The organism is Marinobacter sp. G5_S1_61_S3 (genome assembly GCF_054968585.1).
Genome location: NZ_JBQKUK010000017.1, coordinates 1 through 14,072, shown reverse-complemented (window position 1 = coordinate 14,072; position 14,072 = coordinate 1). Strand labels below are relative to the sequence as shown.

The 14,072-nt window shown below is 57.7% G+C and carries 8 protein-coding genes; 5 read left to right on the top strand and 3 right to left on the bottom strand.

All coding sequences use genetic code 11. The features are described from left to right. The first annotated feature begins 94 nt into the window (after window positions 1–94). Window positions 95–1,561, top strand: coding sequence for an amidase (locus ACTRWH_RS16500; RefSeq protein ID WP_227517770.1), 1,467 nt, complete (start codon window positions 95–97; stop codon window positions 1,559–1,561). On the opposite strand, the gene ACTRWH_RS16495 is transcribed toward ACTRWH_RS16500, so the two are convergent. Then, on the bottom strand, window positions 1,551–3,434 hold the full coding sequence (locus ACTRWH_RS16495) for a sensor domain-containing diguanylate cyclase (RefSeq protein WP_258955189.1): 1,884 nt from the start codon (window positions 3,432–3,434) through the stop codon (window positions 1,551–1,553). The two genes, ACTRWH_RS16500 and ACTRWH_RS16495, sit on opposite strands and share 11 nt — an antisense overlap. A 327-nt stretch (window positions 3,435–3,761) precedes the next feature. Here ACTRWH_RS16495 and ACTRWH_RS16490 point away from each other — a divergent pair, with 327 nt between their 5' ends. Continuing rightward, window positions 3,762–5,576, top strand: coding sequence for an EAL domain-containing protein (locus ACTRWH_RS16490; protein WP_462826649.1), 1,815 nt, complete (start codon window positions 3,762–3,764; stop codon window positions 5,574–5,576). A gap of 131 nt (window positions 5,577–5,707) precedes the next feature. Next, window positions 5,708–7,333 (top strand): methyl-accepting chemotaxis protein, encoded by a 1,626-nt coding sequence (locus tag ACTRWH_RS16485; RefSeq protein ID WP_462826648.1) that lies wholly within the window; start codon window positions 5,708–5,710, stop codon window positions 7,331–7,333. Window positions 7,334–7,373: 40 nt separating this feature from the next. Here the strand turns inward: ACTRWH_RS16485 and ACTRWH_RS16480 are convergent, their stop codons facing one another. After that, entirely contained in the window at window positions 7,374–10,445 is a 3,072-nt protein-coding gene (locus ACTRWH_RS16480; protein ID WP_213479484.1) for an efflux RND transporter permease subunit, read from the bottom strand. A 5-nt stretch (window positions 10,446–10,450) separates the two neighbouring features. Then, window positions 10,451–11,533 carry an efflux RND transporter periplasmic adaptor subunit gene (locus ACTRWH_RS16475; RefSeq protein ID WP_041334683.1) on the bottom strand — a complete coding sequence of 361 codons (1,083 nt, stop codon included), beginning with the start codon at window positions 11,531–11,533 and terminating at the stop codon, window positions 10,451–10,453. Window positions 11,534–11,860: 327 nt separating this feature from the next. Between ACTRWH_RS16475 and ilvG the strand changes: the two genes are divergently transcribed. Together ilvG and ACTRWH_RS16465 are read left to right on the top strand one after the other, a co-directional pair. Next, window positions 11,861–13,555, top strand: a complete 1,695-nt coding sequence (gene ilvG / locus ACTRWH_RS16470) for an acetolactate synthase 2 catalytic subunit (RefSeq protein WP_462826647.1) — start codon at window positions 11,861–11,863, stop codon at window positions 13,553–13,555. Next, a complete protein-coding gene (locus tag ACTRWH_RS16465) occupies window positions 13,552–13,830 on the top strand; it encodes an ACT domain-containing protein (RefSeq protein WP_126810413.1) in 279 nt (92 codons plus the stop codon). The genes ilvG and ACTRWH_RS16465 overlap by 4 nt, the downstream gene beginning before the upstream one ends. Window positions 13,831–14,072: the final 242 nt, after the last annotated feature.

Genomic DNA, 14,072 nt, shown 5'->3' with positions numbered 1-14,072 from the left:
TGCGCCGCGATGCAATTTCCTGATATGACATATCGTCACGTTTAGGTTTTATATACAGTGGATACAGTCCCGAAAACAACACGGAGTATCTGCTTTGACCGCCCAACATCCGTTGCAACCCCACCCGCAATCAATGCACACGTTCAGTGACGATCTGCTGGGCCGGCACGACGCCACCGGGCTGGCCGAACTGATTCACAACGGCGACGTATCAGCCGGCGAAGTCCTCCAGGCTACCCTGGCCCGGGCGCGAATAGCCGAACCCTTTATCCATGGCCTGGTTACCCCCATTCCGGACGACGGTGCCGGCATGATCGCAAATAAAACTCCGGCTGCAAAAACGGTGCCTGGCATCTTTGCGGGCGTTCCCACGGTGATCAAAGACAACACCGAGGTGAAGGGATTCCCCACCTCCCATGGCACTGCGGCCATCCATTCCCACCCGGCCGACGAAACCAGCCCTTTCGCCCGTCAGTTGCTGGCCCAGGGCCTGGTGTGTTTTGGCAAAAGCACCCTGCCTGAGTTCGGCTTCAATGCCACCACCGAACCCGCCCATGACACCCCAAGCCGCAACCCCTGGCACCTTCAATATTCCACCGGTGCTTCATCAGGAGGTTCCGCGGCGCTGGTTGCCGCAGGTGTCATCCCCATCGCACACGCCAACGATGGCGGTGGCTCCATCCGCGTTCCAGCCGCCTGTTGTGGGCTGGTGGGGTTGAAACCAACCCGGGGACGGCTGATCGACAACGATGCGGCTAAAACACTCCCCATCAATATCGTCAGTGATGGTGTGGTAACGCGCACGGTCAGGGATACCGCCAACTTCTATCACGGAGCGGAACGCTTTTTCCGAAACCCGAAACTCCCGGCCATAGGAAAGGTAGAGCGCCCCGCCACACGCTCACTCCGTATTGGCCTGGTGACCGACTCCATCAACGGTCACGCCACCGACAATCAAACCCGCGCAGCCGTTGAAAATACAGCACAACTACTCGAAAAGCTTGGCCACAAGGTGGAACCTGTAGGAGTTCCCGTTGCCTCATCTTTCCCTGATGATTTTGCGCTCTATTGGGGAATGCTGGCCTTTGGTGTGCGCGCAAATGGCAAGCGGTTGATTCACCCTAGTTTTGACAAGTCACAGCTGGACGGGCTAACCCTTGGGCTGGACAAAGCCTTCCGGAGGCAGTTCTACAAATTACCGGCGGCACTCTGGCGCCTGCACCGGTCGTATCAGGACTACGCTCGCACCATGGCCAGTTACGATGCCATTCTCACTCCGGTACTGGGTCACACCACGCCCGAAATCGGCTACCTGAGCCCCACGGTCGACTTTGATACCCTGTTCGACCGCCTGACCCAATACGTCAGCTTTACGCCACTGGCCAACGCCACCGGCGCACCCGCCATTTCGCTGCCAGCCAGCCTCACTGAGCAGGGTCTGCCGGTTTCTATTCAGCTGATGGGTAAGCACGGGGGTGAGCAGACACTGCTGGAACTGGCGTTTTTGCTGGAGGAGACGATGAACTGGCCCAGGATAGACAGCCAGCCCATCAGGTCATGACAGGTTCCGCTCCCTGAACGGAGGGGGGCTCGCAGACGACGACCTGATTCCGCCCACGCCCCTTGGCCTCGTAGAGGGCCCCATCGGCCCAACTGAAGATGTCTTTGGTGGCATCCGCCTGGCTGGGACAGACGGCACACAAACCAATACTCACCGTCAGGTGCAAGACTTCATCCGACACCCGGAACCCGGTTTCCTCAATCCGGCTCCGGATTTTCTCGGCCACTCTCAGCGCCCCCTCTTTCGGGGTATCCGGCAACAGAACCACAAACTCTTCGCCGCCGTAGCGGGCAGCCAAATCCTGTGGGCGCGTGACATAGTCGCGGATACAGTTGGCCACCATCTGCAGGCAATCGTCGCCGACCAGATGACCATGTGTGTCGTTGAACTTCTTGAAATGATCGATATCCAGAAGCAGCAGTGACAATGGCTGACTAAATCGATACGCCTTCACCACCGCCGAGCTGAAGGTACGGTCAAAGTGACCACGGTTCTTGAGCCCGGTGAGCGCGTCGGTGGCACTGAGTTCGCGCAACTGATCGTTGAGCGACTCGAGGTCCCGGGTGCGCTCCTGTACTCTCTGTTCAAGTAACGTATTGGCTTCCTGTTGAATACGAAGGGACTTTTCCTGAGCCATCCTGGCTTTGCGTTCTTCAAGCAACAGGCGCTGTTGGGCCTCGAAAGCACGCTTCTTTTCCCTGTTGAGCCGGTCTGCCAGCGCCATCGATAACAGAATGACGCCCATGGCGGATCCCACCTGGGTTGCGTTCTCCGTCAGCAGGTTGCGTGGCAACACGGTGAACTTGCTCAACGCCAGGACAATCCCTCCGAAAAGCATAAACACCCAAGCCAACGCGTAATACCTCGCTGCGGGGTCCTTTTTCAGCCAGCGCACAATGCTGAGCACCAGCATGGTCGTGCAGCCCAGGAAAGCAAGCAGAATGGTCGGCAGGATCAAGAGTCGATACGGAACCAGCAATCCCGCCGTTGCCATCACACCAGCCATAACGACAATCCCCACCGTCAGTCTGTTGAGAAACGGGTGGTTGGCTGACGTCACATTGAGAAAGTGAAGGCTAAAGGTGCCGCCAAACAGCACGACCAGATTGAGGAACACGGTGATCGCCTGGTCATTCCACCAGGTAGCCTCCGGCCAGAGATACTGGAAAGCAACGCCATGCAGGCTCGCCAGGAACAGGGGCATGGCCGAAATGTACCCCACATAATGCAGGAAGCTCCGCTCGCCAACCGCCATATACACAAACAAGTTGTAGAGGATCATCACCAGCACAATGCCGTAGTAAATGCCCTCGAACAGGCTGCGGGCCTGCTCGGCCACGTAGAAAGCATCCTGATCCCAAAGGGTCAGGGGCACCTGCATGGAACTGGTGGTGTCCACTCGAAGATAGATGGAGAGCTCGTCGTCACGTGAAAGGGAGAGCGGGACAAGAAAATTGCGGTGGTAGATTGGGCGCTGGTAGAACGGCTGCTTATCACCCAATAACTGTCGTTTTACAAGCTCGCCATCTTCGAGCAGATAGACCTCGATATGGTCCAACACCGGATACCCGATTTCCAGGAACAGGGGAGCCGTGGCGGCCCCTGGGTTGCGAACATTTACCCGGAACCAGTAAACCTCATCACCGTATCCCAGGCTAACGCTGTCTTTTCCGTTTGACTGCCACTCTCTTTCGGGAAGCTGTCTCACGGAATCCAGGGGAACGGCGCCGGCGGGTTCCTGCCAATACTCCACATACCTGAGAAGCTCCAACCGCTTGGCATAACTGTCCCAAACCGCCGGCTCCGCTGAAACCAGAGCAGGCAGCGCAAACAGCATAATGGCGAACAGAATCTGCGTCAGACCCTTTTGCAAAGATATTCCCAGTTCAAGAGAGACAATAAATTTGTTGTTTTTTCGCTACCAGCATAAACCAGAAACCGGCATTTCGCCGCAGGCGCCTTTAAAATGACTCAATCAGACAATAAAGCCTAACTAACTGCGGTACTTCCGAACGCTGGTGACGACCCATGTCCCACTCTTATGACTTCAAAGTGGACAGTATCGGGGCCGGGTGCCAGTATGAGAAAGTCGAAAAATGAAAAATGCTGGCGCAAAGCGACCAAACGCCGCTCCTTGTCGTACACCTACTATCGTCCTCGAAACTGACAGCCAGAGACTATGCACGATACGGACACCTTCGTGACCTTTCACAAGGCACTGACGGAACTCAGCCACAGTCCGGCGTTTATCGACAAGAAGCGCCCGCAAAAACTCGCAGACCTGACGGCGCTCTGTGCGAGGCTGCTCAACGTTGACCGGGTCAGTGTCTGGCAGTTTCCAGAGGAACGTGATCGCATTGAATCCGAGTGGCTTCATACTGCGGACGCTGCCACCGGTGACAAATCCAGCCTGTACCAGTCCGGCAACCCGGAGTACTTCTCGGCCCTGGAAACCGAACGCGTGCTGTCTGTCCGGGACGCCCAGAACGATCCCCGCACCCGGGCATTCGCGCCGGGCTACCTTATACCCTTGAACATCCTATCGATGCTTGATGCACCGGTGTTTGATGGCGCCCGACTCAGTGGCGTCATTTGTCTGGAATCAACGCACCAACGTGACTGGACCTTGCCGGAAATATCCTTCGTCATCGCTATTGCCGATACCATCAGCCTGATCAATACCCACGAAGCCTGGCTCCACTCACAACGCGCACTTGAATACGTTACCCGTTACGATTCACTGACCGGGCTATCAAACATCGAATCCCTGCGAGACCGTATCGGTCACCTCGCCGACAAAATAGACCGACGAGGGCTTGGTAGCCTGGCGCTGATATGGATTGACGTGGACCGCCTGAAATCCATCAACGATGGGCTTGGGCCTCAAGTGGGTGACAACGTTATTGCCGAAGTTGGTCGCCGCCTGAAAAAGCTCTCTGTTCCAGGCAAAGATCTACTGGCCAGGATTGGAGGCGATGAGTACGCCCTCATGGTGCGCAACCACACCATGCGGGACTCTCTGGAACTGACCGCCTCGCGTATAAGGCAGGAAATCAACAGGCCCATCCGCCTCACTGGCCACTCCATCTCCGTTGGCGCGAGCCTGGGCATCTGCCACTTGCCCGGAGACTGTCAAACCACCGAAGAGCTGTTGCGTGGCGCCGAAGCCGCCATGTACAACGCCAAGCAGCGGGGCCGGGACCAGGCGTGCTTCTTTGATTCGAGCATCCAGGTAACGGCCCGTTCGCGATTCGTTCTGGAAAACGAGTTGCGGGCAGCCATCAGCAACCACACCCTGGAGGTGTTCTATCAACCCATCATGAGCGCCGCCGGGATGAAACTGGAGTCGCTGGAAGCCCTGGTACGCTGGCAACACCCGCAACGGGGTTGGCTGTCACCCATTGAATTTCTGGGGATAGCCAGAAGCGGTGGCCTGATGTATGCGTTGGGGGAGTGCGTGCTTCGCCGCGTGTGCGAACACTGGCAACAGGCCCACAACCAGGGCATTACGCTGCCAGAGATTTCCGTCAACCTGGCGGCCGAGCAGGTATCGATACCGGAACTGCCCAGCCTGATCAGGGAAACCTGCCATGAATATGGCGTGCCGGCCAGCGCGTTGCATTTCGAGGTAACCGAGGATTCCATTCAAGGGGATTTCAACTCACTGAACAGTATCCTGGAAGAGCTGGTGGCCGACGGTGCAAGCCTGTCCATAGACGACTTTGGAACCGGCTATTCTTCACTGTCCCGCCTCAAGAGCCTGCCCTTCTCGCGGATCAAGATTGACCGTTCCTTCATCAGCCAACTGCCAGACGACGAGGACGACTGCGCCATTACCCTCTCGATCATTGGCCTGGCGCGAGGGCTTGGGCTCTCAGTCGTCGCTGAGGGCGTCGAAACCGAAGCCCATGAACAATGGCTTTTCCAGCGGGGCTGTGATTACCTGCAGGGTTATCGATACAGCAGGCCTCTGCCCTTTGAAGCCCTGCTGGAACAGTATTTCACTCCCATCTAGTGGCCAGTCACTACTTCTGATTGATCATATGTAATTGTATTGACGCCCGCCATTTCGTAGTGCGTGAGCCGACCGATCGTGTTTTACTACGCGCGATCGAAAGCTCTAGCTAGAAACAGGCCCCCTACGTTATGAATTGGTATTCCCGAAGCATTCTCAATCGTGTGCTGAGCGTTGTCATTGCCGCAAACTTGGTCGTCATACTGGTTGCCGGCTACTACTTCAACTACTCCCTCCAGGCTAAGAACGACTATCACCGGCTGGCCAGCCAACAAATGGTCAGGGCACTGGAGGCGCAGGACATCCTCAGTGATTTCAAGACCCAGGTCCAGGAATGGAAAAACGTATTGATTCGCGGCTCGGATGCCGGTCAGCGTAAAAAGTACTGGACCCAGTTCCAGGAACAGGAAGCCCTCATCCAGCAGAAGTTGGATAGTCTTATCCCAAGGCTGGAAGATGATCAGGCCCGCGCACTGATGAGTCAGTTCCAGCGCTCCCACCAGAAGATGGGTGAAGCTTACCGGACCGGGTTCGCCGACTTTGTGGCATCAGGCTACCAGCACGGCGAAGGCGATCGGGCCGTCAGCGGCATCGATCGGGAACCATCAAGGCTGATTGAAGAAGCTTCCGCACTCATTCGTCAACAGGGTGTGGCCGAGGCCGCGGCCCTGAACGAATCCGTCACCACGAGCACCTGGCGCGTCGGTGGCCTGATGCTACTCGCAGTGTTTCTGGGAACGATCGCTTGCGTCATTGTCCTGGTTCGTTCCGTCGTCCGACCGACGCAAACACTGATTGGCCAAATGCACAAACTGGGGGAAGGTGACCTGTCTGATCCCGCAACTCTAATCCGTCGGGATGAATTGGGTCGACTGGCTGATAGCGCCCGCAAGCTACAGGGCTTTCTCTCAGAAACCGGCGAATTGATGGAAGAAAATGCTCGCGAACTCGAACTCACGGGCTCAATGATCCGGGACAATGCCGGCAAAGTCTCATCCCAATCCGAACTTGCCCATCAGCGAATTGACCAGATCGCAACGGCCATGAACGAGATGTCGGCAACCGCTCAAGATGTCGCACAACACGCCGCGGCAGTTGCAAACCAAGTGCAGGAAACATCCGGCCAGACGGGCGAAGCTGACAAGCAGATCCACGCCGCAGTGGACAGCATGAATCGACTCGCTGACCAGATTCAGACCTCGTCACGAACCGTCAATCAGCTCACTTCCGACGGCAAGAAGGTTGGCGACGTAATGAAAGTCATCCGCGAAATCGCGGACCAGACCAACCTGCTGGCACTAAACGCCGCCATTGAGGCCGCCCGCGCTGGAGAGGCGGGCCGAGGGTTCGCCGTAGTCGCAGACGAAGTCAGGAATCTGGCAGCCAAGACCCAGGAAGCCACCGTGGAGATTGACCGAATCATCGACACCATAGCCACCGGGTCCAGAGACGCCTCTGAATATATGCAGGCAAGCGAGATTGTCACTCAGGAGAGCGGGCAGTCGGTGGAGGCGGTCAGGCAGACATTGGGCGAGATCAATCGCCGCATGGGCAGCGTGAATGACGCAACCACTCAAGTGGCAACGGCGGCCGAAGAGCAAACCAGCGTCAGCGAGGAAATTAACCGTAACGTGACCGAAGTTGCAGAGATATCCGAAACGATGAACCGCGCTGCGGAGGAAAACCTCACTATGGTTCCAAAGCTTGAAAGCATGGCGAAGGCGGCACGGGACTTATCAAGCCGCATTCGACGCTAATCTCCCTCCACCCGGCCAACGCGGTTTGTAAACCACACCACTATCGGTTTACAAACCCACGTACCCGTTGGCCGGTCTTGTCACCCAAAACCAGCAGCGCCGGGGTCAGCAACAGCGTGAGCACCGTTGCAAACGCCAACCCGCCGGCAATAGCACTGGATAGCTGAGTCCACCACTGCGTGGACGGAGCACCGATGCCCAAAGACGGGGTCAGGAGATCCACATTTACCCCGAGCACCATTGGCATCAGCCCGAGTATGGTGGTGATGGCCGTCAGCAATACCGGTCGCAGGCGCAGGCATCCGGTCTCCAATGCGGCCTCGAATGCCGCCATACCGCTTTTTCGCATCTGGTTGTAGGTGTCGATCAGAATGATGTTGTTGTTCACCACGATGCCCGCAAGGGCAATGATGCCCATGCCCACCATTACGATTCCGAACGACTGCCCGTTGAGCAGCAGGCCAAGCAATACGCCCGCTGTGGAAAGCACAATGGCCGATAGAATGAGCATGGTCTGGTAGAGCGAATTGAACTGGGTCACCAGGATCAACAGCATCAGGGCAATCGCGACCAGAAACGCCGATGCCAGGAAATTCGAGGCTTGTTCCTGGTCCTCATTCTCGCCGGCAAATCGGACGGATACACCCTCGGGCGTTTCAGGCATTTGCTGCTGCAACTCCATCAGCAGTTCGTCCGCACGGCGACCCGGCTCTATCTCGGACTTGATCGTAATGGTGCGCTGTCCGTCCACGCGGGTAATGCTGCCAATCTTGTCACCAGGTGCCAACTCAACAAACTCCGAGAGCGGTACCTGCCCACGGCTGGTGTTAATCGTCTGGCGCTGGAACTGATCCAGCTCCCGCCAGTTATTAGGCACTCTCACGGCGATATCGACTTCGTCGCGCACGTCCTCAGGACGATAGGTGGCGAGCACCAGTCCGTTGGTAATCAGTCGCACCGCACTGCCAACGCTGAGCACGTCTGAACCAAATCGGGCGGCGGCTGAGCGGTCAACGTTCAGGCGCCATTCGATGCCCGGAAGGCTGCGGTCGTCTTCGACATCCACGAAGCCGTCGATGCCAGACATCCGTTCCCGGACAAGAGCGACATACCGTTCCAGTTGGTCGCTGTCCATACTGCTGACCATAAGCTCAATGGGCTTGCCATCCGCAGGACCACCCTCTTGCTTGCGAAACTCCAGTTCAATGCCGGGAATGTCCGCAGTGAGTGAACGGAAATCTTCCAGTATCTGTGTCGCTGGCCGGCGCTCAAACCAGTCCGTGAACTGGAACTGCAGCACACCGATGACGTCCGGCGCCATCTGGTTTCCGGGGCTGACCATTGAGCGGGCATAGAGGGCTTTCACCTCAGGCATTCCCTGTAAACGCTGCTCGACCTGCCGAACGATGGCATCGCGCTCCTGCACCGACAGATCCCCTCTGGCCCTGACATGTACCTGCGCTGAATCCGGCTCCACGCTCGGGAAAAATTCAACACCATGGTTGAACTTGCCATAAGCCGCATAGATGACCACAACGACGCCAAGCACGCCAAGAAGTGTAAAACCGGGCTTTGCCAATAGTCGCCCGAGAACGCCACGGTAGACGTCCGTCATCCGACCACTGATCGCAGACTGGGGACGGCGTTTTCCGCCGCTGATGCTGCCAAGGACCGGCAAAAATACGAGAGCCATGGCCAACGAGGCGGTCAGACAGATGATGACGGTGGTGGGCAAAAAGCTCATGAACTCGCCGACCACGCCCGGCCAGAACAACAGCGGGATGAATACCGCCAGCGTGGTGGCGGTTGACGCGATGATGGGCCAGGCCATGCGGCTGGCCGCCTCGCCCCATGCAGACTTTACGTTCTGGCCCTCGGAGAGGTTCCTGTCGGCAAGCTCCGACACCACGATGGCCCCATCCACCAGCATGCCAGCCACCAGTATGAGGCTGAACAGAACCACAATATTAAGAGTAAAACCCATTCCCCAGATCACCAGGATACCGGTCAGGAACGCACCGGGAATGGTGAGCCCCACCAAAAGGGCGGAACGGGGACCCATGGCGGCAATGATCAGGACGATCACCAGCACGATGGCCGTCAGCACATTGTTGAGCAGATCACTAAGGATGTCCCGGACCTCGCCAGACTGGTCCATGATGTAGCGAACCTCGAGCTCGTCGGGCAGTTGCGGCCCGGCACGTTCAATCAGCGCCTTCACCTTTTCCACGGTTTCGATGATGTTGGAACCGGTCCTCTTGGAGATTTCCAGCACCAGCGCCGGCTCACCGTTGATCCTGGCGAACCCTCGCGGGTCTTTGAAGGTTCGCTGAAGCATAGCCACGTCGCCAAAGGTCACGACGGTGTCGCCGCCTACCTTGACCGGCATGGCCATAACATCTTCCACGGATTCAATAACGCCCGGAACCTTCATGGTCATGCGACCTGCACCGGTATCCAGGCTTCCGGCAGCAACCAATTGATTGTTGCGAGTGACCAACGTCGCCAACTGATCAAAGTCGACGCCATAGCTTTCAAGCACCTGGGGATCGACAACGATCTCCAAGAGGTCTTCCCTGTCACCACCAATGTCCACTTCCAGCACTTCCGGAATGCCTTCGATGGCATCCTGCAAACGCCGGGCAATAGTGACCAGCTCGCGTTCGGAAAGAGGCCCGGAGAGGCCAACCGACATGACCGGAAACAGCGCCACGTTAATTTCATTGACTCTTGGTTCGTCAGCTTCCTGAGGCAGCTTGCTGCGGGCGGTATCAACCTTTTCCCTCACATCCTGAAGCGCGATGTCCGGGTCAAACCCGGCGTCGAATTCCAGCATCACCGAGGCGTGACCCTCGGAAGCCGTACCACGCATTTCCTTGACGCCCTCGAGGGAACGCAGTTCCTGCTCCATGGGCCGGATAAGCAAGCGCTCACCGTCTTCCGGGCTGATTCCCTCCAGTGTCATTGACACATAGATCATGGGAATGGTGATGTCCGGGTTCGCTTCTTTGGGGATGGTCTGAAAAGCCGCAACACCACCCAGGATCAGGAAAGCCAGTGTCAGCAGTGTGGTCCGGCTGCGGTCGAGAGCGGCGAAAATCAAGGTTCGCATATCGGTTAGCCCCGGTCCGAATCACGATCAACCGGGCGTACCTGCTGCCCGATGGATACAAAACCCGCGCCCCGGGTAATCAACCGGATTTCATCCGGCAGGCCAGTGACCCAGGCGCCATCCGTGGTGACGTTCAGGAGTTTGACCGTGGTAAACACCACTTCGTTATTGTCGCCCACATAGCGAACACCGGGCCGGCCATCATCCCCAAGACTGAGATAGGCCGGCGAAATGAACATCGCCTCCACTTCCGGCAGCGCAATGCGCAGCGTGGCACTACCGCCGGCAACCCGCTTACGTTCCGGGTTATCTATGGACACCTCCACCGGGAAACTACGGGTGTCCGGGTCTGCGGCACTGGCCACGAAATTCACCACACCTTCCAGGCTGTCGCCATCCAACGTGCGAATGGTTACGGCCTGCCCTTCTTCGACGGCGCTCACTGACTGCTGCGGGATTTGCCCCGTCGCTTTCAGCCGATCAACGCGTACCAGCTCCAACAGTGGTGACCCGACCTGGACCAGATCACCAAGGTCGACATCCCGTCGATTCACCGTTCCATCAAAAGGCGCTCGTGGCTCCAGGTTGTCAACAGCAAGACGTGCCTGAGTGAGCTCAGCTCTTGCCGCAGACAGATCACTTTGCAGGGTCAACACTTCGGATTCGGAGGTGAGATTCCGGGATCGGAGCTTCTGGGCAGCCGATAAATCGGCTTCCAATTTGCGAATGCGGGACTGCCATTGTTCTACCGAGGTACGTCGCCCATCCTCGGAGAGTCGAAGCAGGACATCCCCCGCCTCAACCTGGTCACCCTGCTCCACCATCAGCTCTTCTACCGTGCCGGCTACCCGAGCGCCAACTGACACGGTTCGCCAGGGCTCCAACTGCCCCTGCAGCATTAACCCGGGCTCGTAAAGCCTTGTACGCAACACATCCACCTGAACGGAGGGCGCGCTGACCGACTCCTCAGGTGTGTCCTCTGGTGCCTCGTCCCGCGCTTCCTTGACGTCACCGGTTGCCATCCATACCACCAATAAAGCCAGTACCAGAAAGGACAATCCGATAGATCCCAGTTTTGCTTTGGTCATTGATCGCTCGCAGTTAAATTCGGGTGATGTCGGTTTACAGTCCAGGCAGTCGTTTTAGAAACTGTCAGAAAACGGTTGCATCCGGTTGTTTTCGTGGGGTAGATTCTACACATAAACTTCTCTCAGATTCAGAGCAGATACTGATTTTATGAATCTCAACGCAGTGGTTGTCCTTGTGAAGCTAGTCCTGGTGGTCGTGGTACCGTCCGGGGGCTTCTGCGTGGACAAGCGGGTGAGATAGAAACAGACTCGACAAACACACGAAAGCCCCCGGCACCGAAAGGTCCCGGGGGCTTTTTTTTGCATCAGGAAAAAGGAATAACAACCATGAACGGCGCACAGCACATTCTTGACGCGTTCCACCGCCACAGCATCAGCACGGTTTTCGGGTATCCGGGCGGCTGCATCATGCCGCTATACGATGCGCTGGTGGACGATGTCGGTGTGGAACACGTGCTGTGCCGCCACGAGCAGGCCTGCGCCCTGGCCGCCGACGGCTACGCCCGCGCAAGCGGTAAGCTCGGCGTATGTATTGCCACCTCAGGCCCCGGCGCCACCAACCTGATCACCGGCGTTGCCAACGCTCACCGGGACTCCATCCCCATGCTGGTCATCACCGGCCAGGTGCCCTCGGGATTGATCGGTACCGACGCCTTCCAGGAAACCGACGTATTGGGCATGACGCTGGGCATCGTTAAACACAGCTATCTGGTTGACGACGCAGACAGCCTGCCCGCGATCATGGAAGAGGCGATGGAACTCGCTCAAAATGGGCGGCCGGGGCCGGTGTGGATTGATATACCCAAGGACCTGCTGCTGGCTGATGTCAGCGATGCTCCCTTCCCCCGGTCCGAGCCACGGGAGATCAGCTTCCCAGACCTGGCCGAAGCGCTCACGATGCTGCGGGCGGCCCGCAAACCCATACTCTACAGCGGTGGTGGCATCAGCCTGGCACACGCTGAAGATCGCTTTCGCACGTTTGCTGAATCCGCCGCTCTGCCAGCGGTGGTAACGCTCAAAGGTATCGGCAACCCGGGAAAACACAACCCTTACAACCTGGGCATGCTGGGCATGCACGGCTCCCGGGCGGCCAATAAAGCCGTGGATGAATGCGATCTGTTGCTGGTTATCGGTGCCCGCCTGGATGACCGCGCCACCGGCAGCCTGGATGGCTTCGCCCCCAATGCAAAGATGATTCACATTGACGCCGACGCCGCCGAGATCAACAAACTGCGCCCGACCGAGCTGGCTATTCGGGGGGACCTGAATGACATTCTCGAAACACTGACCAACGCCTTACAGGACAAGCCGCTGGACATTGGCGACTGGCAGAAACAGTGCCGAACCTGGTACACCACCGGCGGCTTCCATGCCGCCGACAACGAAGAACCCTTGGCGCCGATCACCGGCCCGGCCTTTGTTCGCCAGCTCTCCCGAATTGCCCCGGATGATACCGTTATCGCCTGTGACGTCGGCCAGCACCAGATGTGGGTAGCCCAGCACTACGACTTTGACCACCCTCGCCACCACCTCACCAGTGGCGGCCTGGGCACCATGGGCTTTGGCCTGCCCGCTGCCATCGGTGCCCAGTTTTCCGACCGCAATAGTACGGTGATCAACGTGACGGGCGATGGCTCGTTCATGATGAACGCCCAGGAACTGGCCACTATCCGCCGCTATAACCTGCCGGTAAAACTGATCGTCATGGACAACCAGTGCCTGGGCATGGTGCGCCAGCAACAGGAACTGTTCTACGGCAATCGTGAAAGCCAGATCAACCTGGACGACAACCCGGACTTCGTCGCCATGGCCCGCGCCTTCGACATCCCGGCGTTGCACATCAGCCGCACTGACCAGATCCGTCGTGGCATTGAGACCATCCTGGCCTACAACGGCCCGATGCTTTTGCACGTAGCCATCAGCCGTGAGGAGAACGTCTGGCCCATCGTCAAACCCGGCGCCAGCAACCGCGAAATGATCGACGAAACCCGACGCACCAACAAAAAGGAACACGTTGCATGAAACCGCAAAGCCAGTCCTCAACACCGAGCTATAAAATCAGCTGCCGCATGTCGCAGGAAGCGGCCGCCCTGGAGCGTCTTTGCCAGGTGGTCCGTATTCGCGGTTTCCGGATTGCAACAATGGCGGTGGAATCCGCCGGGGAGCATCTCGATATCACCCTGACCCTGGAGGGAACCCGGCCGATTGCCATGCTCCAGTCGCAATTGGAGAAGTTGCATACAGTGGCGGAGGTTGCCCTTGGTCAGGTTTCCGGGGTTCGGGTTCAGACTGCCTGACGCTTTGGGAGTTGCTTTCTCTTTCGTAGCCTGATGGTTTTGGGGGCGGGCTTGCGGGGTGGCATCTGTATTTTTCTTGAAAAAGAACTCGCTTTGCTCAGACATCTTTTTCTGGCGAAAAATCCAGATACCACCCCGCGCCGAGCTGACCACGGAGTGTTCGCGAAGAGAGACAAAGCGACTGGAAAGGTCCTGGATATTCCTGAGCTGCACGTCGATAGGGGGGGTGGGGGTATTTTTTC